The sequence below is a fragment of the Nonomuraea sp. NPDC003754 genome (genome assembly GCF_053605785.1).
Genome location: NZ_JBSGJX010000001.1, coordinates 356,383 through 377,403, shown reverse-complemented (window position 1 = coordinate 377,403; position 21,021 = coordinate 356,383). Strand labels below are relative to the sequence as shown.

Here is a 21,021-nt window from a genome sequence, read left to right as displayed (position 1 = left end):
CAGGATGGAGAAAAGCTAGCTATCCACGACTATATGTGAAAATTTCCTTCATCGGCACCCCTCATCGCGTTCTGAAGATCTCCAACGCCTCCCTGGTGGCGCGCAGCGCCGTCTCGGAGCTGTCGAACGTGCGCTGCGCCAGCCCGACGAAGATGCAGTCGACGATCAGGAGCTGGCTGATCCTGCTGGCCAGCGCCCCGGGCCGGAAGGCCGTCTCCCGCCCCGCGGAGACCAGCACGTGGTCGGCGGTCTGGGCCAGCGAGGAGCGCGGGTTGTTGGTGATGGCGATGGCGAGCGCGCCCGCCTCCTTCGCCGTCCTGGTCGGCGCGATCACGTCCGTCGTCTCGCCCGAGCAGCTCACCGCCACCACGACGTCGCCCTCGTGCAACAGCGCGGCGCTGGTCAGGGCGAGGTGGGCGTCGTTGAACGGATGGCTCGACAGGCCGATGCGCATCAGCTTGTGCGCGAGGTCGGCCGCCACCAGGCCGGAGGCGCCCACACCGTAGACGTTGATCCTGCGGGCGGCGGCGATGGCCGCGACGACGTCGCCGAGCTGGTCGGGCACGAGCTGTTCCGCGGTGTCCGACAGCGCGTCCACCTCCGCCCTGGTCACCTTGGCGATCACGTCGGTGAGCGGGTCGTCGGGTCCGAGGTCGCCCGGCACCAGCCGCTCGGGGGTGTCCCGCGCGACGGCGCCCGCCAGCGCGAAGCGGAGCTGGGAGTAGCCGGAGTAGCCGAGGGCGCGCGCCGTCCGCACGATGGTCGCCTCGCTGGTGCCCGACACCGCGCTGAACTCGGTGATCGTGCTGCGCACCACCAGGCCCGGATCGTCCAGGATGATCCTGGCGATGGCCTGCGCCGCGGGCGTGAGCGACGGCAGCACCGCCCGCACCGCCGAGACCGGGTTGACCGGCTCGTTCATCTGGTCAGCCATCGTGCCACCGCCTTCGCCGAGACCTTGGAGATGCCGTGCGTGGCGATGTGGGCCGCACCCGCGGGCTCGGCGGGGATGCCCGTCTCGACGACGATCACATCGGGGCGCTGCCGTACGGCCTGCGCCACCGTGTCCCGCACCCACGCGTGCCGGGCCGCGTCGTGGACGACCAGCACCACCGGCCGCTCGCCGGGCACCGAGGAGAGCTCGGGGGAGGAGGTCCGTTCGGTCCCCGGCAGCACCTCGCCGAGCGCCGCGGCCAGGCCTGTCGGGGTGTTCGGGTCGACGGCCTGGTTGTGGCGGGTGTTGACCTCGACGACCAGCGGAGCGGTGGTCAGCCGGGCCGAGCCCGTGACGGTGAGCGCCCTGACCGCCGCCTCCATGCCGGCCTCGGCGTCGGGCGCGGCGTCGCGCGGCTGCCTGCCGTACCAGTCGGACAGGGCCCGCACCCGCCCCGCCGCCTCGGCCAGGCGCTCCTCGGGGAGCGACCCGTCGCGCACGGCGGCCACGATGGCGTCGCGGATCTCGGCCAGACCCTCGGCGGTGACCAGGCCCGCGCAGATCGCGTCCGCGCCCGCCCTGAGCGCCCGGACCGCGATCTCGCCCGGCGAGTACATCGCCGCGACCGCCTTCATCTCGATCGCGTCGGTGACCAGCATCCCGTCGAAGCCGAGCTCCTCCCTGAGCAACCCGGTCAGGATCGTACGGCTCAGCGTGGCGGGCATCGCGGGATCGAGTGCGGGGACCAGCAGGTGCCCGCACATGATGGACCGCACGCCCGCCTCGATGGCCGCCCTGAACGGCGGCAGGTCGCGGTCGCGCAGCTCGGCGAGGGAGGCGTGGACGGTCGGCAGCGCCAGGTGGGAGTCGGTGACGGTGTCGCCGTGGCCCGGGAAGTGCTTGGCGCAGGCGGCCACACCCGCCCCCTGCACGCCCCTGACGTAGGCGGCGGAGTGGCGCGCGACCAGGTCGGCGGTCGGCCCGAACGAGCGGACCCCGATCACCGGGTTGGCCGGGTTGGCGTTGACGTCGACGGAGGGGGCGTAGTTGAGGGTGATGTCCAGTTCGGCGAGCATCCGCCCGATCTGGCGGCCCACCCGCTCGGTCAGCTCCTCGTCGTCGACCACGCCGAGCGCCCGGTTGCCGGGGAAGGAGCTGCCCTCGCCGGTCTCGAGGCGGGTGACGACGCCGCCCTCCTCGTCGATGGCGACGACCACGCCGGGGTTCTCCGCGCGGAGGGCGGCGACCAGGTCCGCCGTGGCGGGCGAGACGTTGCGCGCGAAGAGCACGGCGCCGCCGAGCCCCTCGCCCAGCGCCTTCCGCAGCCAGTCGGGGGCGGTGACGCCCTCGAACCCGGGCTGGAGGACCGCCAGGGCGAGTCGGTGCAGGTCAGCGGGCACAGAACCTCCTCGGTTCGCGTCGTGACCGGGTGACCGGCCCGCGCGGCATTTTCTTTCACAATTGTTGATCTGAAGGTAATTTTCTGCCATCGTCGCCCTGGAACACAACCACCTCCCCCGAGAGGCACCCCCCATGCCCACTAGAAGGACCGTTCTGAAGGGTCTGGCCCTCGCGGCAGCCGCTTCCGTCGTGCCGCTCCCCGCCTTCGCCGAGCCCGACTACGTGCCTCCGCTGCGCCAGATGCGCGGCATGTGGATCGCTTCCGTCGTCAACATCAACTGGCCGTCGAAGCAGGGGCTGACCGCGGACGAGCAGAAGGCCGAGTTCATCGCCTGGCTCGACCTGGCGGTCGAGCGCCGGCTCAACTCGGTCTTCGTGCAGATCAGGCCGACCGCCGACGCCTTCTGGCCGTCGCAGTTCGAGCCGTGGTCGCACTGGCTGACCGGCGTGCAGGGACAGGACCCCGGCTACGACCCGCTGGGCTTCGCCGTCGAGGAGACCCACAAGCGCGGCCTGACCTTCCACGCGTGGTTCAACCCCTACCGCGTCTCGATGCAGGCCGACCCGACCAAGCTGCACCCCTCGCACCCCGGACGGGTCCACCCCGAGTGGATCCTGCCCTTCGGCGGCAAGCTCTACTACAACCCGGGCATCCCGGAAGTGCGGAAGTTCTGCCAGGACGCGATGCTCGACGCGCTGGTCCGCTACGACATCGACGGCCTGCACTTCGACGACTACTTCTACCCGACCAACACCACGGCCTTCAACGACGCCGACACCTTCGCCACGCACGGCGCGGGCTTCCCCGACCTGGCCTCGTGGCGGCGCCACAACGTGGACCTGATGGTCTCGGAGATGCAGCAGCGGGTCCGGGAGGCCAAGCCGGAGGTGGCCTGGGGCATCAGCCCGTCGGGCATCTGGCGCAACAAGGGCACCGACCCCCTCGGCTCCGACACCAACGGCGGCCAGTCCTACGACAACCTGCACGCCGACACCCGTGGCTGGGTCAAGAAGGGATGGCTCGACTACATCGCGCCCCAGCTCTACTGGTACATCGGCCAGCCGCCCGCCGACTACAGCAAGCTGGTGCCGTGGTGGTCCGACGTGGCGAACGGCACGGGCACCATGCTGTGGATCGGCCAGGCCGCCTACAAGGCCGGCGACCCCGCCCAGGTTCCGCAGTGGCAGGACCCCGCCGAGCTGTCGAAGCACCTGACGCTCAACCGGGCGCACCCGCAGGTCGGCGGCGACATCTGGTACAACGCCAACGACCTGCGCGTCGACCGGATCGGCTCGGTCACCACGGCGGTCCGCGACCACTACCAGCGGCCCGCGCTGCCGCCGCTGCTGCCCAGGCTCGCCGACGGCGAGAAGCCGAAGCGTCCCGTCCTCGCCCACGTGCGCAAGGTGTCCGGCGGCGTCGAGCTGAACATCGTCGCGACCGGCGGTCAGGAGCCGTTCCAGTTCGCGATCTTCCGGGCGGCCGAGGAGATCGACACCTTCGACGACGCCCGCAACCTGGTGGCGGTCGTCCCCGGCGACCGGCTCGTACGCTGGGTGGACGCCGAGGGCAAGAACGGCGACCACTACTACGTCATGGCCGTCGACCGGGTCAGCAGGACCAGCCGGCCCAGCCGCGGCCGAAAAGTCTGGTAGGAGACATGCGGGTTCTCGGCTTGATGTCCGGCACCTCCCACGACGGGATCGACAGCGCGATCGTCGACTGGTCGATGGAGGGCGACGTCCTCACCGGTGTGATCACCCACACCGGCGAACGTCCCTATCCTGCCGAGCTGAGAGCCCGCCTCCTGGCCGCCCTGCCGCCCTCTCCCGTCACGATGGCCGAGGTGTGCGCGCTCGACACGCTCATCGGACAGGCCTTCGCCGACGCCGCGCTCGCCGCGGGCGAGGCCGACCTGGTCTGCTCCCACGGCCAGACGCTCTACCACTGGGTGTCCGACGGCCGGGTGCACGGCACGCTCCAGCTCGGCCAGCCGGCGTGGATCGCCGAACGCACCGGCCTGCCCGTCGTCTCCGACCTGCGCGTGCGCGACGTGGCGGCCGGAGGGCAGGGCGCGCCCCTGGTCTCCTACCTCGACCGGCTGCTCATCAGCGGGCTGCCCGGCCGGGCGGGGGCGCTCAACCTGGGCGGCATCGCCAACCTCACGACCGCCGAGTACGCCTACGACACCGGACCCGCCTGCGCGCTCATCGACGCGGCCGCGCCGCCGTACGACAGGGACGGGGCGCTCGGGGCGGCGGGCACGGTCGACGAGAAGCTGCTGGCCGACCTGCTGGACGAGCCGTACTACCGGCTGGACCCGCCCAAGACGACCGGCAAGGAGCTGTTCACGCCCGGCTACGTCACCTCGGACCTGCCGCAGGCCGACCTCGTGGCGACGCTGACCGCGCTGACGGCCAGGACGGTCGCCGACGAGATCGGCAGGCACCGGCTCGACACCGTGATCGTCTCCGGCGGCGGCACGCGCAACCCGACGCTCATGGGGATGCTCGCCGCGCTCACGCCTGCCCGGCTCGTCCCGAGCGACGAGCTCGGCATCCCTTCCGACGCGAAAGAGGCGATCGCCTTCTCGCTGTTCGGCTGGCTGACCGCGCACGGCCTGCCCGCCACCGTGCCGGCATGCACGGGCGCGGCAGGCCCGCGCATACTCGGCACGATCACCCCGGGATCCGGACCTCTCAGGCTGCCGGAACCCCTCGCCGAAGCACCGGTCGCCCTGCGGGTCGGTTAACTGGCGCGGCGGCCGGCCGGCTGGCTCTCCTGGGACGTTCCGGTGCGCTGTGGCGGCACCACCGGCGTCGGCCTGACCAGGCCGAGCGCCACCACCTCGTTGGCCAGCCTGGTGCGCCTGTTGGTGCCCTCGGGGATCCGGAACTTCTGGTAGAGCCTGAGCAGGTGCTGCTTGACCGCCGCCTCGGTCACCACGAGATCGTCGGCGATCTCGCGCGCCGTGGCCGGGGCGACGAACGCCTCGTCCGACAGGGCGGGCCTGCACAGCGATGTGAGCACGTCGACCTCGCGCCTGGTGAGCTCGGGCGCGGCGGCCCTGCGGAGCTCGACCTCGGGCGTGAAGTCCTCGCGCGGCACGCCACCGATGCGTCCGCGCGCCGCGCCGAAGGAGACGACGTCGCCGTCGTCAAGGACCCTCCGGGCGATCGGCCTCCCGTTCACCCGCGTGCCGTTGCGGGACAGGCCCAGGTCAACGACATACAGGTAGGGTCCGCGCCGAACGAACTCAGCGTGGAGCCGAGACACGCTCGGGTCGGTCAGCCGGATGTCGACGCCCCGGCCCCTTCCCACTGTCGTGATCTCGGGACGCAACGGGACGACCTCGCCGGTGTCCTCGATGCGTATGAAGGGCCCCTCCACGGCAGTTCCTCCCCAGGTAGCCCGCCGTTACTGTTACTACAGCTCCGGCTTACCCAAACGAAGGGATGGGGAATCGCCTTTGCCATAAGGAGAATCCGGCGTGAAATTGGTCTGGACCTCTGCGGCCGGTTTTGCCTGCTCACGGGTAGACTTTCGGCGGAGACAAGCGGAGGAAACACACATGGCGGACAAGCCCACAAAAGGCCTGGCCGATGTCGTCGCCGCGTCCACAGCGCTGAGTGACATCGACGGGAAGGCCGGTCGCCTCTTCTACCGTGGATACGACATCCATGACCTGGCCGGCCACGCGACGTTCGAAGAAACCGCCCACCTGCTGCAGCGCGGCAAGCTGCCCACACGTCAGGAACTGGGCGCGTACGGCGACGAGCTCGTCAGGGGACGCGAGCTGGGCGCGCTGGTGTCGGCCAACATCGCCGAGATCGCGGAGAAGCAGAAGCCGATGGAGGCGCTGCGCTCGCTGGTCTCCCTGTCCGGCGCCGACGATCCCGACAAGGACTCCATCGCCGCCGACGCCAACCTGCGCAAGGCCGCCCGTCTGACGGCCCAGCAGCCGGTGCTCGTCGCGTACTACCACGCCGCCCGCACCGGCAAGGACCTGCCCGAACCCGACGACTCCCTCAGCATCGCGGGCAACTTCCTCCTCCAGGTCACCGGCCGCACGCCGAGCCCGCGCGAGGTCGAGATCTTCGACACCTGCCTGGTCCTGCACGCCGACCACACGATGAACGCCTCCACGTTCGCCGCCCGCGTGTGCGCCGCGACGCTGTCCGACATGCACTCGGCCATCGTCGCCGCCATCGGCACGCTGAAGGGCCCGCTGCACGGCGGCGCGAACGAGCAGGTCATGAAGACGCTGGAGTCGCTGGACCCGTCGCAGGTGGCGCAGTCGGTACGCGACAAGCTGGCCGCGCACGAGAAGATCATGGGCTTCGGGCACCGCGTCTACAAGACCGAGGACCCGCGCGCGACGCACCTGCGCAGGATGTCGGAGGAACTGGCCACCGCGTCGGGCGACGACACCTACTACCGGATGTCGAAGGAGATGGAGGAGGTCGTCTTCGAGTCCAAGGGCCTGTATCCCAACGTCGACTTCTACGCCGCCACGGTCTACCACTACCTGGGCATCCCCACCGATCTGTTCACCCCGGTCTTCTCGGTCAGCCGCATGTCCGGCTGGACGGCGCACGTCATCGAGCAGCACGCCGACAACCGGCTGATCAGGCCCGACAGTGAGTACATCGGTGAGCGTGACCAGAAGTGGAAGCCCATCGACGAGCGATGAGCCGGGCCGGAGAGAGCGAGGCCGTCGATGCCAACGCAGGCCCGCGCGAATGCGACCATGGACACGAGCGATGAGCCGGGTCTTGGGCCCGAATCCGGGCGTCGGGGTCGGCACGGCCCTCCGCGGATGCGACCATAGGCACGAGCGATGAGCCAGGCAGAAGAGAGCGAGGGCGCCCGCCTCGACGGGCGCCCGAGCGACGAGAGATGGGGACCGTACCCGCCGATTCTGGCGGGTGCGGCTCTCGGCGTGCTCGCGATCTTCCTGGTGGACGCCGAATGGGGCGGCTTCGCGCTCGGCGCCGTGATCCTGGTCGCCGCCGCCGTCCGTTTCGCCGGGTACGGCGGGGCGCTTGCCGTACGAGCGAAGAACGCCGATGTCTCCACCATGGTGGTGCTCGGAGCCGCGCTGGTGGTCACCGCGCTGTTCCTGGAGTACCCCGACCTGAAGGCGCAGCTTCTGGCCCTTTTCGGCCGGTGACGCCGCCTCCGATAACCTCAATCATCATTTGTCACGAAGGGGAACCATACGCATGCCCAAGATCAAGGTAGAGGGCCCCGTCGTCGAGCTTGACGGCGACGAGATGACCCGGATCATCTGGCAGTTCATCAAGGACCAGCTGATCCTTCCCTACCTCGACGTCGACCTGAAGTACTACGACCTCGGCATCGAGCACCGCGACGCCACCGACGACCAGGTCACCATCGACGCCGCCAACGCCATCAACAAGTACGGCGTGGGCGTCAAGTGCGCCACCATCACCCCCGACGAGGCCCGGGTCGAGGAGTTCGGCCTCAAGAAGATGTGGAAGTCCCCGAACGGGACCATCCGTAACATCCTCGGCGGCGTCATCTTCCGCGAGCCGATCATCATGTCCAACGTGCCGCGCCTGGTGCCGGGCTGGACCAAGCCGATCGTGGTCGGCCGTCACGCCTTCGGCGACCAGTACCGCGCCACGGACCTGAAGATTCCCGGCGAGGGCACGCTGACCCTGACCTTCACCCCGAAGGACGGCACCGAGCCGATCGAGCTCGACGTGTACGACTTCCCCGGCAGCGGCGTGGCGCTGGCCATGTACAACCTGGACGAGTCGATCCGCGACTTCGCCCGCGCCTCCATGCGCTACGGCCTGGCCCGCAACTACCCGGTCTACCTCTCCACGAAGAACACGATCCTGAAGGCCTACGACGGCCGCTTCAAGGACATCTTCGCCGAGGTGTACGAGGCCGAGTTCAAGGCCGACTTCGAGAAGGCCGGGCTCACCTACGAGCACCGCCTCATCGACGACATGGTGGCCGCGGCCCTGAAGTGGGAGGGCGGCTACGTCTGGGCGGCCAAGAACTACGACGGCGACGTCCAGTCCGACACCGTCGCGCAGGGCTTCGGCTCGCTCGGCCTGATGACCTCCGTCCTCATGACCCCCGACGGCCGGACCGTCGAGGCCGAGGCGGCGCACGGCACGGTGACCCGTCACTACCGCGAGCACCAGAAGGGCAACCCGACCTCCACGAACCCGATCGCCTCGATCTTCGCGTGGACGCGTGGCCTGCAGCACCGCGGCAAGCTCGACAACACCCCCGAGGTGATCGGCTTCGCCGAGAAGCTCGAGCAGGTCTGCATCGAGACCGTCGAGAGCGGCCAGATGACCAAGGACCTCGCGCTGCTGGTCGGCGGCGACGCCAAGTGGCTGACCACCCAGGACTTCCTGGCGGCGCTGGACGAGAACCTCAAGAAGAAGATGGCCTGACCTTCTTCCTCCGCCTCACCCTGCCTGAGGGCCGCCCGGTGGGCGGCCCTTTCGCGTTCCTCCCACACGGACATGGCGGGAGGGCGACACGTGGCCGCATGCGAAGGCTCTCCTGGCCGATTCCATACCTACACCCGGTCCATTCACATACCGTGAGTGGGTAAGAGCACCCTGTAGTCGATCTACCGGGGGGTTCCCATGCGGATGCTGGGTGCAGGGCTGATAGTGATAGGCGTGTTGACCGCGGGCTGCGGCGGTGCGAACACAGGGGCTAACCTCGCCAAGCCGCAGCTCGACCAGGCCGCCCTGCAGCGGCAGGCGCAGGCCGCCAAGGCCGCCAAGGCGGCGGCCGCCGCCAAGGTCAGGGCCAACGAGCTGGGGCAGATCCCAGTGATCATGTTCCATCGGGTCATCGAGAAGCCGGCCACCCACGACGACCGCACCCCCCAGCAGTTCCGCGCCGACCTCGAGCGTCTGGCCAAGGACGGCTACGTGCCGATCACCGCCGCCGAACTCGTCACCGGCAGGATCGACATCCCGGCGGGCCGGCACCCCGTCGTCCTCACCTTCGACGACTCCTCGCCCTCGCAGCTCGCCATGGACGAGCTCGGCCAGGTGAAGCCGGACACCGCCGTCGCCATCCTGCAGGACGTCGCCAGGAACAACCCCGGCTTCCGCCCCGTCGCCACCTTCTTCGTGACGCGCGACATGTTCGGCAAGACCACGCCGGAGGAGAAGTCGCAGATGCTGCTGTGGCTGAAGCAGAACGGCTTCGACATCGGCAACCACACCCGCGACCACCTCAACCTCCTGGGCAAGTCGCAGAAGCAGGTCATGGGCGAGATCGCCGCCGGCCAGCGCCTGGTCACCGACCTGGAGGGGGCGGCGCCGATCACGCTGGCGCTGCCGTACGGGAACCAGCCGCGCAAGAAGGAGTGGGCGGCGACGGGCAAGAGCGGGCCGACCTCCTACAAGCACGCGGGCGTGTTCCTGGCCGGGTACACGCCGGCGGCGGCGCCGTTCAACAAGAACTTCGACCCGCTCGGCATCCCGCGCATCAGGGCCATGGACAAGAAGGGCGACTGCTCGCAGTTCTGCTCCACCGCGTGGCTCGACTGGCTGAAGTCCAACCCCGACCAGCGCTACACCTCGGACGGCGACCCGCAGACGGTGGCCTTCCCGAAGTTCAAGGCGCCGTTCCTGCGCAAGGCCTTCGCGCAGCGCGCGCTGCCGTACTAGAGGGCCGTCGTTCCAGGAGACGGCACTGGAAGGGCGCCGTTCTAGGAGACGGCGCCGAACGCGACGGCCTCGGGGGCGAGCGGCAGCCGCTTGACCCTCGCGGTCCGTCCGGTGGTGAGGTCGAGGGAGAAGAAGCCGACGAACTCCTGGGTGTCGGCCGTGAACGTCCTGATCAGCAGCTTGTCGCGGCTCAGCCAGGTCTCGGCGGACGAGACGGTCGGCTCGCGCAGCGGGTTCGGCCGCAACGGCTCCCGCCGCCTGCCCGTCGCAGGGACGACCAGCTCGATCGTGTCGGCGGGCTCGTCGCCGACCAGCGCGAGCCAGCGCCCGTCGGGAGACAGCCGTGCCGTCGAGGGGACCTCGACGGTGCTCGTCCGCGCCCCGCTGGAGCGGACGACACCGACCACGGTGTCGTCCTTGCTGGCGAAGACGGTGTCAGGAGTGATCCCGATCACGCCGTCGACCAGCGGCAGGGTCGTGACCTTGCCGCTGTCGAACTCCGTGACGAGCACCTGCTCGCCGTCGCTCACCGCGAACGCCGTGCCGTCGGCCGAGACCGCGATGGCGTCGGAGCGCAGGTTGGCCGTGTCGATCTCCGGCGACAGTTCGCGCACCGCGCCGCTGGGCAGGTCGTGCGCCACGAACCGCTGCCGCGCCACGCTGAAGTAGGCGAGCCGGTGCCCGTCCGCGCTCAGCCGGAACCCCGGCATGACCGACGCGCCGCCCTTGGTCGGCACCCACACCGCCGCGTCGGTCACCCTGATCCGGTAGGCGTAGCCGCCGTCGGCGTCGCGCGTCTCGTCGTAGTCGGTGACGAGCGTCTCCTTCCTGCCGCTGAACGCGTGGATCCACCACGACCTGCACTCGGGCGGGCCGTCGGTCTCGGGACACTCGTCCGGTACGGCGTAGCGAACCGCCACGGGCACCGCCCCGTGCTTCCACTCCAGGCCGCCGGGCGCGGCCTCAGGGGCGCCGCACGCCGCCGTCGTCGCCAGGACACCCGCGGTGAGCCACATTCGTACGTTCAGCACATGCATAGGACGTGCGCGACGCGGTCCTGGGTTCAACCCTCCAGGATCGTGAAGCCGATCCCCGCGGCGCGCAGACGGTCGATGAGCGGCCGCCCCATGGCGACGGCGGTGGTGAGCTGGCCCGCCACCTCGGGCACGTCGTCGAAGGCCAGGCACAGCGCCGACTCGGCCAGCATCTTCGCGGTCTCCGCGTAGCCGGGGTCGCCGCCCGAGACCTCGGTGACGACGCGCTCGCCCCCGCCCTCGCCGAGCAGGGTGAGCCTGAACCAGCTGCGCGCCCGCCGCTCCGCCGAAGGCCCGTCACCAGCGGCGATCTTCCTGAGCAGCCAGTCGCGGCCCGCCGGGAGCTGCGCGAGTGCCGCCATCGCCCCGGCCCCCGCCGCCACCGCCAGCGCCGAGGGCAGGTGCCGGACGGCGAAGTACTGGCGGTAGGCGAAGTCGGGACCGTAGCGGTCGAGGGCGCGGGCGGAGCGGCCGACGATCTGGTGGTCGATCGTGGGCATGGGCAGCGCCCAGCCGCCGACGTAGCGCACGCCGCCCGGCAGCGCGCTCACCCTGCGGCCCTTCGGCCGCGGCTCGACGGCACGGCGCCGCGCCGCGGCCTCGGCCATCCGCCGTGGCCTCGACATCGCGGTCACCGCCGAGTGCAGGGTGCCGCCCGAGGGCCTGCCGTCGCCCCGCAGGAACCCGCTGACCCTGATCGGCACGTCCGGCGGCAGCAGGCCCACCGTGAAGAGGACGCCGAGGTCGTAGGGGATGGAGTCGAAGCCGCACGCGTGCACGATCTTCGCTCCCGTCTCGCGGGCCGGGCCGTCGTGGCGGACGTACATCCTGTCGACGAACTCCGGCTCTCCGGTGAGGTCGACGTAATGGGTGCCCGCCCGCGCGCACGCGGCGACCAGCGGCTCGCCGTACCGCAGATAGGGGCCGACGGTGGTGGCGACCACGCGAGCCCCGGCGGCGAGCGCGTCCAGGGAGGCGGTGTCGGTGACGTCGGCGTGCAGGAGGGGGACGTCCAGGCCCAGCGCCTCCAGCTTCGCCCGGTCGCGCCCGGCCAGCGCCCACCGGCATCCCGGAGGGACGGCCCTGGAGAGGTGGTCCGCCGTGAGGGCGCCGGTGAATCCGGTCGCGCCGAGCAGCACGATGTCGTACATGAGAGCCAGAATGTCATTCTGTGGACGTGGTGACGAGAGACTCAGGAACGGTCCTGCGACCGCTGACACCTCCGCTGACCGCGCGGGTCAGGCGGTGTCGCGAGACCGTCCCCCGGGCACCAACTGTGACGTCACGAACGGTTAACGGTTCCCTGGGAGGTTCCTTGGCGTCGTAAAGTTTGCGTCGTCAGGCCGAAGCCAACGTGGGGAAGACGAATGCCGCAGATCGCGCCGTTGATGGCGGGCGACCCCAGCCACCTGGGCTCGTTCACGCTGTCCGGGCGGATCGGGGAAGGCGGTCAGGGGATCGTCTACCTGGGGGCCGACAACCATGGCGAGCGCGCGGCGATCAAGCTGCTGCACGTGAAGTTCAGCGGCGACACGATCGCCAGGTCGCGCTTCGCCAGGGAGCTCAAGGCCGCCCAGCGCGTGGCCTCCTTCTGCACGGCGCGGGTGATCGAGGCCGACCTCGAGGGCAACACGCCCTACATCGCCAGCGAGTACATCGACGGGCGCTCCCTCAGGGACATCGTGGAGGACGACGGGCCGCTGACCGGTCAGGCGCTGGAACGGCTGGCGATCGGCACCGCGACCGCGCTGACCGCCATACACCAGGCGTCGATCATCCACCGCGACTTCAAGCCCGACAACGTGCTCATCGCGGCCGACGGGCCGAGAGTGGTCGACTTCGGCATCGCGCGCATCATCGACTCGACCGGAACGATCACCAGCCGGGCGATCGGCACCCCCGCGTACATGGCGCCCGAGCAGATCGCCGGCGACGACATCGGGCCCTACACCGACGTGTTCGCCTGGGGCGCCACCATCGCCTACGCGGCGACCGGCGTGACCGTCTTCGAGGGCAACTCCATCGCGGTCGTGCTCAACCGCATCCTCAACCACGTCGTCGACGTCTCCATGCTGCCCGAGCCGTTGCGCGGGGTGGCCGCCGCGGCGCTGACCAAGGACCCGCGGGAGCGGCCCTCCGCCGACGAGATCCTGCTGCGCCTGCTCGGGCATCCCCCGCGTACGGCGGGCGCGTCCACGGCGGTGCTCAGCCAGGGCGTCAAGATCGCCAGCGACGACACGACGCCGATGGCGCGGCTCTCCCCGGCCACGCACGCCACCCCCGCCGGCACCACCGCCTCCGGAGGCGCCGCGGCTTCCCACGGCTCCGCCGCTTCCCACAGTTCCGTGGGTTCCCGGGGTTCCGCGGCTCCCCACGGCCCCGTGCCCTCCCATGGTTCGGCGGCCTCCCACGGCTCCCCGACCTCCCACGGTTCCGGGGCCTCCCAGGGTTCTGCCGCTTCCCCTGGCTCTTCGGCTTCCCACGGCTCGGTGAGTTCCCAGGGCTCCGGGAGTTCCCCCGGTCCCGTGACCGCCCACGGCGCTTCGGCGTCCGGCCCTTCGACGGTGTCCGCGAGCCTGCCCGTCACCGCCTTCCCCGCGCTTCCCGGCGGCCGGCCGCCGACCCAGCCGCCCGGGCACGGGCCGACCCCGCCGACCGACCAGCCCGCCCCGTACGGCGGGCCCGCCCCGGTGCCGCCGGCGAAGCGGCGCAGGTCCCTGACTCCATGGGTGGCGCTGCTGGCGGCCGTGCTGCTGGTCGCCGCGCTCGCCTTCGCCGCGCTCCAGTACGGCTGGCCGCTGGCGCTGGTCAGCGACCGGTCCCCGCAGCCCACACCGGGGGGCGACTCGGTCGTCGACCGGGCGGCGGCCACGGGAAAGCTCACCATCGGGGTCAGGGCCGACGTGCCCGGCGTCGGCTACCGCGACCGCGACGGCGGGTTCTCCGGCTTCGACGTCGACGTCGCCAAGCACATCGCCAAGGAGCTGCGCGTCGCGGAGAGCGGCATCACCTTCGTCGCCGTTCCCGCGCCGAGGCGGGCCGAGGCCCTGGCCGACGGCGACGTCGACATCGTCGTGGCCACCTACTCGATCGACGACAGCGACGTGGAGTTCGCCGGGCCGTACATCATGGCCCACCAGGCACTGCTGGTGCGCGACGGGGACAGGGAGATCGCCAAGCCGGCCGACCTCAAGGGCAAGAAGCTGTGCGACCAGCGCAGCACGGCCGTGCGCAAGGTGCAGAAGATGGTCGACATGGTGACCGTCAGCGCCGGCAACTACGCCGACTGCATCAGGATGCTGGCCGCGGGCCAGGTCGACGCGGTGGCCGGTGACGACCTCATCCTCGCCGGGTTCGCCAACCGGGAGAACGCCCGCTACCGGATCCTCGGCGCGACGCTGAGCGACGAGCGCTACGCCGTGGGCATCAAGAAGGGCGACGCGCGCACCTGTGAGGCGATCAAGGGCGCCATCTCCGACATGATCGCGCGGAACACCATCGGGCAGCTCGTGGCCACCCATTTCCCCCACGTGGAGTTCAAGGCCGATCTGAAGGTACCCGTGATGGAGTCCTGCGGATGACGAGCGAGTAGCATCCAGAAGTCACGATTAGATTCTTCTGAGTTAGGGGAAGGCCATGGCCGCGCCCGTCAAGGTAACCGTCACCGGAGCCGCCGGACAGATCGGTTATGCCCTGCTGTTCCGCATCGCCTCGGGTCAGCTGCTGGGCGCCGACGTCCCGGTCAAGCTGAGCCTGCTGGAGATCCCCCAGGCGGTGAAGGCGGCCGAGGGCACCGCCATGGAGCTCGACGACTGCGCCTTCCCGCTGCTGTCCGGCATCGAGATCACCGACGACCCCAACGTCGCCTTCAACGGCGCCAACGTCGCCCTGCTGGTCGGCGCCATGCCGCGCAAGGCCGGCATGGAGCGCGGCGACCTGCTCGGCGCCAACGGCGGCATCTTCGGCCCGCAGGGCAAGGCGATCAACGACCACGCCGCCGACGACATCAGGGTCCTGGTGGTCGGCAACCCGGCCAACACCAACGCGCTCATCGCCCAGCAGAACGCGCCCGACGTGCCCGCCGAGCGCTTCACCGCGATGACCCGCCTCGACCACAACCGCGCGCTGTCGCAGCTGGCCGCCAAGCTGCAGGTGCCGGTCACCGACATCCAGAAGATGACCATCTGGGGCAACCACTCCGCGACGCAGTACCCCGACCTGTTCCACGCCGAGGTCGGCGGGAAGATCGCCGCCGAGCAGGTCGACTCCGAGTGGCTGCGCGAGACCTTCATCCCGACCGTCGCCAAGCGCGGCGCGGCCATCATCGACGCCCGCGGCGCCTCCTCCGCCGCCTCCGCGGCCAACGCCGCCATCGACCACGTCTACGACTGGGTCAACGGCACCGAGTGGACCTCCGCCGCGATCCCGTCGGACGGCTCGTACGGGGTGCCGGAGGGGCTCATCTCGTCGTTCCCCGTCCGCTCGGTGGGCGGTCGCTGGGAGATCATCCAGGGGCTGGACATCGACGCGTTCTCCCGCGAGCGCATCGACGCCTCCGTCGCCGAGCTCGTCGAGGAGCGCGACGCGGTGCGCGAGCTGGGTCTCATCTGACCCACCGCGACACGCCACGATCACGGCCACCGGGACATCCCGGTGGCCGTTCGTCTTCCTCCCACCCGATCGGCCCCACCCGACCCTCCCCGCAGCGGTCCGGTCGGCCTTCCCCTCGATCCCTCGGCCCCCCTGGCTTCCTCAGCTCCCTCGGCCCCTCGATCCCTTGGGTTCCCGTCACCCCTCGGACCCGTGGGCACGGCACGGCTTGGGTGCCGCACCGCGACCCATGTGTGGCAGCGGCTGTCGTGGTGCGGTGTCCCGGGTCCTGCACGCGGGCGAGGTGCGCGTGTCGGTCGGGGGGTTCTCGCAGGTCATCAGGGCAGAATGGGGGGCCGGTGAAGGGGGCGGAGTGCGCGTTGCGGTGAAGATGGTCGCCGGTGCGGTGGCTGCGGCAGTGGTGAGCGGTTCGATACCCGCGCGGGCGGCGGCGCCGGAGCCGGCGAACCTGTCGGTACGCGTGTCGGCCAGCCCTTCGACCGCCCAGCCTGGCCGGCCGATCACCTACCGGGTCGACGTCCGCAACGCCGGCCCCGGCGAGGCCGTCCGGCCGGTCCTGACCGTGGTCGTCCCCGACGCGGTCGACATCAGCAGCGTGGACGTGGTCAGCTGCCGGCCCGGCCGTACGCTCGGCGAAGTGGTCTGCCCTTCGCCGGAGAACGTCGCCGCGGGCGGCACGGGCGGGGTCACGATCACCGGCACCGTACGGCGCGACGCCGTCGGGCCGCTCCGGCTGGTGGCGCGCATGGCGGCCCAAGGCACCGACGCCGACGCCGGCAACGGCGCGACGCTCGTCACCGGCGTCGATCAGGGCGCGGACCTCGGGGTGCGGCTGAAGGCGAGACAGGAGCGCGATGGCGCCTTCACCGTCGTCGCCACCGTGCACAACAGGGGGCCGCGCGCGGTGCTTGACGCGCGTGTCGCGGTACGGGCCGAGGGCGCGCGCCCGGCCGGACCCGCCGCGGGCCAGTCGTGCCGGCGTAGGGCGGGTGAGACGGTGTGCGAGCCCGTCACGGTGCCCTCGGGCGGCACGGTGCGCTTCGAGCTGCCGTATCTGGCCTCGCGCGGGCCGGTGCGCGTCAGGGGGGAGGTCCGCTCGTCACGCCTCGGTGACCGCCGCCCTGACGACAACGAGGCCGCCCTGCGCGTCGCCTCACGCTGACCTGGTCCTGGCGACAGCGAGGCCGCCCTGTGCGTCTCCGTACGCTGACCTGGTCCTGGCGACAGTGAGGTCGCCCTGCGCGGGCGGGCGCCACGGCCGCGTGGGCGATCAGCACGCAGGCCCACCGAGCTGAGGCATAAGACGGTGATGGACAGGCCGCGGCCCGTGGCGCGTAGCAGGACGGAGAAGGCGAGGGCGGGACCGCGGGCGGGGACGAGCACGGCCGACCGGTTGTCGGTCGGCCCTTTCCGGCTTCTCAGGGCATGCAGCTGTGCGGCTGCTGTGTCGCCGAGGTGGGCTCCGTCGTGGCGAACACCACCCCGGCGGCGGTCACGGTGCTGCCGAGCACGATCGCGAGCGCGAACAGCACCTTCTGTGAAAAGGTCCTCACATTTCGCTATCTCAGCATATTTTTCTTTACCGAGTGATGGCATTCCAGGCATCCGCCACGATGTCGCGGATCGCGGCGCGCTCGGCCTTCCAGCCCAGTTCGTGTCGGATCTTGTCGGATGAGGCGACGAGGACGGCGGGGTCGCCGGCCCGGCGCGGCCCGACGACGGCGGGGATCGGGTGGCCGGTCACCTCGCGGCAGACCTCGATCACCTCCTGGACCGAGAAGCCCGCGCCGTTGCCCAGGTTGTAGATCGTGTGGCGGCCCGGCGTGGTCGCGTCGAGGGCGAGCAGGTGGGCGCGGGCCAGGTCGGCGACGTGGATGTAGTCGCGCACGCAGGTGCCGTCGGGCGTGGGGTAGTCGGTGCCGAACACGCTGACCGACTCGCGCTCGCCGGTGGCGACCTTGAGGACGTTGGGGATGAGGTGCGTCTCGACGGTGTGGCGCTCGCGGTAGACGCGGCCGTCGGGGGCGGTGTAGGCGCCCGCCACGTTGAAGTAGCGCAGGCTGACCGCGCCGAGGCCGTGCAGGCCCGCGAAGGCGGTGAGCGTCGTGTCGACGGCCAGCTTGGAGGCGCCGTAGGGGTTGGTCGGGCGGGTCGGGTCGGTCTCGGTGATGGGGGAGCGCTCGGGCTCGCCGTACGTGGCGGCGGTGGAGGAGAAGACGATCCTGCGCACGCCGGCGACGCGCATGGCCTCCAGCAGCGCGAGGGTGCCGCCGAGGTTGGCGGCCCAGTACTCTCCCGGCTTCTCCACCGACTCGCCGACCAGCGACCTCGCCGCGAAGTGGAGCACGCCGTCGACCCCGTCGAGCGCGTCGCCGGGCTCGGTGACGGGCCGGTGGACGAACCTCGCGCCCTCGGGGACGGCGTCGGCGTGGCCGGTCGACAGGTCGTCGAGCACCGTCACCTCGTGGCCCGCCTCGACGAGCTGGGCGGCGACGACGCTGCCGATGTATCCGGCACCGCCCGTGACGAGCACCTTCATGTGCACCTCTGTTGATTCGTGTTGAATTTTGTACGGCCCCAGCATACTCGGCCCCCTGGACCTCGCCGGGTACGCTGGCAAACCACTACGTCGAAAGCACCTGCGTTGAACAGCGTTGCGGCCAATATCGCCATCGTCCTGCTCTTCATCCTGATCGGCGGCTTCTTCGCGGCAGCGGAGATGGCCATGGTCTCGCTGCGGGAGAGCCAGATCCGCAAGCTCGAGCAGCGGGGACGCAGAGGCGCGAGAGTCGCGAAGCTGGCCCAGGACCCGAACCGGTTCCTGTCGGCCGTCCAGATCGGTGTCACGGTCGCCACCATGCTCTCGGCCGCCTTCGGCGCCGACCGCCTGGCCGTCGAGCTCGAACCCGCCCTGGAGGCCTGGGGCCTGCTGCCGGGCGTCGCCGAGCCTGCCGCGCTGGTCCTGGTCACGCTCGCGATCTCCTACGTCTCCCTCGTGCTGGGCGAGCTCGCCCCCAAGCGCCTGGCCAGGCAGCGCGCCGAGGGACTGTCGCTCGTCGTCGCCCCCTTCCTCGACCGGCTGGCCAGTCTGTCCCGGCCGGTCATCTGGGCGCTGTCGAAGTCCACCGACGGCGTGGTCAGGCTGCTCGGCGGCAACCCCGAGGCCGACCGCGAGGAGATGACCACCGAAGAACTGCGCGACATGGTGGTCGGCCACACCGACCTGACCGCCGACGAGCGGCACCTGATCGGCGAGGTGTTCTCGGCGGGCAAGCGGCAACTGCGCGAGGTGATGCTGCCGCGCACCGAGGTGGAGTTCATGGAGGCCGACACGCCGCTGGCCGAGGCCGCGGTGCTGGCCGCCGCGATGCCGCACTCCCGCTTTCCCGTCTACCGCTCCTCCTACGACGAGATCCTCGGGTTCGTGCACGTCAGGGACCTGCTCGACCCGGTGCTGACCGGCCGTATCGAGCCGATCAGCCAACTGGTGCCGATCCGGCCCATCAAGCACGTGCCCGCCTCCAAGCGGGTGCTCACCACTCTGTCGGAGATGCGCGACGAAGGACATCACCTCGCCATCGTGGTCGACGAGTACGGCGGGACGGCCGGCATCGTCACCATGGAGGACCTGGTCGAGGAGCTCATCGGCGACATCAGGGACGAGTACGACCTCGAGGAGGAGACCGTCCTGCTGCCCGCGGGCGAGATCGAGGTCGACGGGCTGACCAACCTCAACGACTTCGCCGCCCAGACCGGCATCAGGCTCCCGGACGGCCCGTACGAGACGCTCGGCGGCTTCATGCTGGCCCGCCTCGGCCACCTGGCCACGACGGGCGAACAGGTGGAGATCCCGGGCTTCGAGTTCACGGTCACCGAGCTGGACGGCCGGCGGATCGCTCGCATCAGGGTGAAGCGCCGCGCGCTGGTCGAGTCGCCGCCCGAGCCGGATTCCTGACACAATTGCGGGCTATGGCCAGACCTCGCGTACTCTCCGGCATCCAGCCCACCGCGGACTCCTTCCACCTGGGCAACTACCTCGGTGCGGTTCGCCAGTGGGTCACGCTGCAGGAGACGCACGACGCGTTCTACTGCGTGGTCGACCTGCACGCGATCACCGTGCCCACCGACCCGGCCGACCTGCGCCGCCGCTCCCGCGTGGCCGCCGCGCAGCTGTTCGCCGCCGGCCTCGACCCCGAGCGTTCCACCGTCTTCGTCCAGTCCCACGTGCGCGAGCACAGCGAGCTCGCCTGGGTGCTGATCTGCCTCACCGGTATGGGCGAGGCGGCGCGCATGACGCAGTTCAAGGACAAGGCGGCCAAGTTCGGCGAGAGCGCCGCCAGCGTCGGGCTGTTCACCTACCCGATCCTGCAGGCCGCCGACATCCTGCTCTACCAGGCCAACAGCGTGCCGGTGGGCGCCGACCAGAAGCAGCACCTGGAGCTGACCCGCGACCTCGCGCAGCGCTTCAACCACCGCTTCGGCGACACCTTCACCCTGCCCGAGCCGCACATCCTCAAGGAGGTCGAGAAGATCACCGACCTCCAGGACCCGTCCGCCAAGATGTCGAAGTCCTCCTCGTCTCCCGCGGGCATCCTCGACGTGCTGGAGCAGCCAGGGCCGCTGCGCAAGAAGGTCATGCGCGCGGTCACCGACACCGGCTCCGAGGTGCTCTTCGACGAGGAGAACAAGCCGGGCATCTCCAACCTGCTGCGCATCCAGTCCGCGCTGTCGGGCACGCCGATCCCCGAGCTGGTGAAGCGCTACGAGGGCCAGGGCTACGGCACGTTCAAGAAGGACGTCGCCGAGGTCGTGGTCGAGACGTTCGCGCCGATCCGCGAGCGTACGGAGAAGCTGCTGGCCGACGAGGCCGAGCTCGACCGGCTGCTGGCCATCGGGGCCGAGCGCGCGGGCGCGGTGGCGCGGGAGACCATGGCGCGGGTGCGCGACCGCGTGGGGTTCCTGCCTCGCGCGTTCTAGTACGGCTCAGCGGGCGCGGCGGCCCAGCGCGAGGGTGAGCTCGCGCAGGGCGGCGGCCGCCTGCCGGAGCGATGATGCGGGCGGGCCACGCCATGGAGCGCGGCCGGCCGGACGGGGCGGGGCTGGGCTTCACCACCCGCGACGCGCCGCGCATGGCGACGATCGAGGGGGCCGAGGTGGTGGGGCCGGCCGACGTCACCGGGTCCCTGAAGGTGGGCAAGCAGGCCGACCTGCAGCTCCTGCGGACCGGCACGCCGTCCATGTCGGGCATGCGCGACCCGATCGGCGCGGTGGTGCTCAACGCGGACACCGCCGCCGTCGACACGGTGCTGGTGGCCGGACGGGCGGTGAAGCGGGCGGGACGGCCGGTCACGGGATGAGGCC

The 21,021-nt window shown here is 70.8% G+C and carries 19 protein-coding genes; 12 read left to right on the top strand and 7 right to left on the bottom strand.

Going from position 1 to position 21,021, the window contains the following annotated elements; all coding sequences use genetic code 11:
* Window positions 1–61 precede the first annotated feature (61 nt).
* Window positions 62–934: a MurR/RpiR family transcriptional regulator gene (locus ACWEVS_RS01705; protein WP_452549442.1), complete on the bottom strand. Its 873-nt coding sequence runs from the start codon at window positions 932–934 to the stop codon at window positions 62–64.
* A complete protein-coding gene (locus tag ACWEVS_RS01700) occupies window positions 919–2,334 on the bottom strand; it encodes a glycoside hydrolase family 3 protein (RefSeq protein ID WP_452417305.1) in 1,416 nt (471 codons plus the stop codon). The genes ACWEVS_RS01705 and ACWEVS_RS01700 overlap by 16 nt, the downstream gene beginning before the upstream one ends.
* 133 nt (window positions 2,335–2,467) lie before the next feature.
* Here ACWEVS_RS01700 and ACWEVS_RS01695 point away from each other — a divergent pair, with 133 nt between their 5' ends.
* Both ACWEVS_RS01695 and ACWEVS_RS01690 read left to right on the top strand, forming a co-directional pair.
* Entirely contained in the window at window positions 2,468–3,991 is a 1,524-nt protein-coding gene (locus ACWEVS_RS01695) for a glycoside hydrolase family 10 protein (RefSeq protein WP_449920058.1), read from the top strand.
* Between the two features lie 5 nt (window positions 3,992–3,996).
* Window positions 3,997–5,088 carry an anhydro-N-acetylmuramic acid kinase gene (locus ACWEVS_RS01690; protein ID WP_452549441.1) on the top strand — a complete coding sequence of 364 codons (1,092 nt, stop codon included), beginning with the start codon at window positions 3,997–3,999 and terminating at the stop codon, window positions 5,086–5,088.
* On the opposite strand, the gene ACWEVS_RS01685 is transcribed toward ACWEVS_RS01690, so the two are convergent.
* Window positions 5,085–5,726, bottom strand: coding sequence for an FHA domain-containing protein (locus tag ACWEVS_RS01685; RefSeq protein ID WP_354906250.1), 642 nt, complete (start codon window positions 5,724–5,726; stop codon window positions 5,085–5,087). The genes ACWEVS_RS01690 and ACWEVS_RS01685 overlap by 4 nt on opposite strands.
* A gap of 181 nt (window positions 5,727–5,907) precedes the next feature.
* Between ACWEVS_RS01685 and ACWEVS_RS01680 the strand changes: the two genes are divergently transcribed.
* The 4 genes from ACWEVS_RS01680 to ACWEVS_RS01665 all read left to right on the top strand — a co-directional run bounded on the left by ACWEVS_RS01680 (window position 5,908) and on the right by ACWEVS_RS01665 (window position 10,015).
* Window positions 5,908–7,029, top strand: a complete 1,122-nt coding sequence (locus ACWEVS_RS01680) for a citrate/2-methylcitrate synthase (RefSeq protein WP_449920061.1) — start codon at window positions 5,908–5,910, stop codon at window positions 7,027–7,029.
* A 147-nt stretch (window positions 7,030–7,176) separates the two neighbouring features.
* A complete protein-coding gene (locus ACWEVS_RS01675) occupies window positions 7,177–7,509 on the top strand; it encodes a DUF3017 domain-containing protein (protein WP_354906246.1) in 333 nt (110 codons plus the stop codon).
* A gap of 52 nt (window positions 7,510–7,561) precedes the next feature.
* Window positions 7,562–8,776 carry an NADP-dependent isocitrate dehydrogenase gene (locus ACWEVS_RS01670; RefSeq protein WP_449920064.1) on the top strand — a complete coding sequence of 405 codons (1,215 nt, stop codon included), beginning with the start codon at window positions 7,562–7,564 and terminating at the stop codon, window positions 8,774–8,776.
* Between the two features lie 234 nt (window positions 8,777–9,010).
* Window positions 9,011–10,015, top strand: a complete 1,005-nt coding sequence (locus ACWEVS_RS01665; protein ID WP_449920066.1) for a polysaccharide deacetylase family protein — start codon at window positions 9,011–9,013, stop codon at window positions 10,013–10,015.
* 41 nt (window positions 10,016–10,056) lie between these two features.
* On the opposite strand, the gene ACWEVS_RS01660 is transcribed toward ACWEVS_RS01665, so the two are convergent.
* Window positions 10,057–11,046 carry a hypothetical protein gene (locus tag ACWEVS_RS01660; protein ID WP_452549440.1) on the bottom strand — a complete coding sequence of 330 codons (990 nt, stop codon included), beginning with the start codon at window positions 11,044–11,046 and terminating at the stop codon, window positions 10,057–10,059.
* A 32-nt stretch (window positions 11,047–11,078) separates the two neighbouring features.
* Window positions 11,079–12,200 carry a saccharopine dehydrogenase family protein gene (locus ACWEVS_RS01655; protein ID WP_452549438.1) on the bottom strand — a complete coding sequence of 374 codons (1,122 nt, stop codon included), beginning with the start codon at window positions 12,198–12,200 and terminating at the stop codon, window positions 11,079–11,081.
* Between the two features lie 216 nt (window positions 12,201–12,416).
* On the opposite strand from ACWEVS_RS01655, the gene ACWEVS_RS01650 reads away from it, so the two are divergent.
* The 3 genes from ACWEVS_RS01650 to ACWEVS_RS01640 all read left to right on the top strand — a co-directional run bounded on the left by ACWEVS_RS01650 (window position 12,417) and on the right by ACWEVS_RS01640 (window position 16,822).
* Window positions 12,417–14,630 (top strand): protein kinase domain-containing protein, encoded by a 2,214-nt coding sequence (locus ACWEVS_RS01650; RefSeq protein WP_452549437.1) that lies wholly within the window; start codon window positions 12,417–12,419, stop codon window positions 14,628–14,630.
* 55 nt (window positions 14,631–14,685) lie between these two features.
* Window positions 14,686–15,660, top strand: a complete 975-nt coding sequence (locus ACWEVS_RS01645; protein WP_354906240.1) for a malate dehydrogenase — start codon at window positions 14,686–14,688, stop codon at window positions 15,658–15,660.
* A 352-nt stretch (window positions 15,661–16,012) separates the two neighbouring features.
* Window positions 16,013–16,822, top strand: coding sequence for a hypothetical protein (locus ACWEVS_RS01640; RefSeq protein ID WP_452549436.1), 810 nt, complete (start codon window positions 16,013–16,015; stop codon window positions 16,820–16,822).
* A 256-nt stretch (window positions 16,823–17,078) separates the two neighbouring features.
* Here the strand turns inward: ACWEVS_RS01640 and ACWEVS_RS01635 are convergent, their stop codons facing one another.
* Both ACWEVS_RS01635 and galE read right to left on the bottom strand, forming a co-directional pair.
* Window positions 17,079–17,213, bottom strand: a complete 135-nt coding sequence (locus tag ACWEVS_RS01635) for a hypothetical protein (RefSeq protein ID WP_449920078.1) — start codon at window positions 17,211–17,213, stop codon at window positions 17,079–17,081.
* Window positions 17,214–17,239: 26 nt separating this feature from the next.
* Complete coding sequence (gene galE / locus ACWEVS_RS01630) at window positions 17,240–18,199, bottom strand: UDP-glucose 4-epimerase GalE (protein ID WP_354906236.1); 960 nt, start codon at window positions 18,197–18,199, stop codon at window positions 17,240–17,242.
* Window positions 18,200–18,304: 105 nt separating this feature from the next.
* Here galE and ACWEVS_RS01625 point away from each other — a divergent pair, with 105 nt between their 5' ends.
* The 3 genes from ACWEVS_RS01625 to ACWEVS_RS01615 all read left to right on the top strand — a co-directional run bounded on the left by ACWEVS_RS01625 (window position 18,305) and on the right by ACWEVS_RS01615 (window position 21,017).
* Entirely contained in the window at window positions 18,305–19,615 is a 1,311-nt protein-coding gene (locus ACWEVS_RS01625; RefSeq protein ID WP_354906234.1) for a hemolysin family protein, read from the top strand.
* A 14-nt stretch (window positions 19,616–19,629) separates the two neighbouring features.
* Window positions 19,630–20,637, top strand: coding sequence for a tryptophan--tRNA ligase (gene trpS, locus ACWEVS_RS01620; protein ID WP_354906233.1), 1,008 nt, complete (start codon window positions 19,630–19,632; stop codon window positions 20,635–20,637).
* A 71-nt stretch (window positions 20,638–20,708) separates the two neighbouring features.
* Window positions 20,709–21,017 carry an amidohydrolase family protein gene (locus ACWEVS_RS01615; protein ID WP_452417311.1) on the top strand — a complete coding sequence of 103 codons (309 nt, stop codon included), beginning with the start codon at window positions 20,709–20,711 and terminating at the stop codon, window positions 21,015–21,017.
* Window positions 21,018–21,021: the final 4 nt, after the last annotated feature.

Bases quoted from the DNA above. Each gene is read 5' to 3' on its own strand.
- ACWEVS_RS01705 (WP_452549442.1), bottom strand. From the start codon at position 934: ATGGCTGACCAGATGAACGAGCCGGTCAACCCGGTCTCGGCGGTGCGG.
- ACWEVS_RS01695 (WP_449920058.1), top strand. From the start codon at position 2,468: ATGCCCACTAGAAGGACCGTTCTGAAGGGTCTGGCCCTCGCGGCAGCC.
- ACWEVS_RS01690 (WP_452549441.1), top strand. From the start codon at position 3,997: ATGCGGGTTCTCGGCTTGATGTCCGGCACCTCCCACGACGGGATCGAC.
- ACWEVS_RS01680 (WP_449920061.1), top strand. From the start codon at position 5,908: ATGGCGGACAAGCCCACAAAAGGCCTGGCCGATGTCGTCGCCGCGTCC.
- ACWEVS_RS01675 (WP_354906246.1), top strand. From the start codon at position 7,177: ATGAGCCAGGCAGAAGAGAGCGAGGGCGCCCGCCTCGACGGGCGCCCG.
- ACWEVS_RS01670 (WP_449920064.1), top strand. From the start codon at position 7,562: ATGCCCAAGATCAAGGTAGAGGGCCCCGTCGTCGAGCTTGACGGCGAC.
- ACWEVS_RS01655 (WP_452549438.1), bottom strand. From the start codon at position 12,200: ATGTACGACATCGTGCTGCTCGGCGCGACCGGATTCACCGGCGCCCTC.
- ACWEVS_RS01650 (WP_452549437.1), top strand. From the start codon at position 12,417: ATGCCGCAGATCGCGCCGTTGATGGCGGGCGACCCCAGCCACCTGGGC.
- ACWEVS_RS01645 (WP_354906240.1), top strand. From the start codon at position 14,686: ATGGCCGCGCCCGTCAAGGTAACCGTCACCGGAGCCGCCGGACAGATC.
- galE (WP_354906236.1), bottom strand. From the start codon at position 18,199: ATGAAGGTGCTCGTCACGGGCGGTGCCGGATACATCGGCAGCGTCGTC.
- trpS (WP_354906233.1), top strand. From the start codon at position 19,630: ATGGCCAGACCTCGCGTACTCTCCGGCATCCAGCCCACCGCGGACTCC.
- ACWEVS_RS01615 (WP_452417311.1), top strand. From the start codon at position 20,709: ATGATGCGGGCGGGCCACGCCATGGAGCGCGGCCGGCCGGACGGGGCG.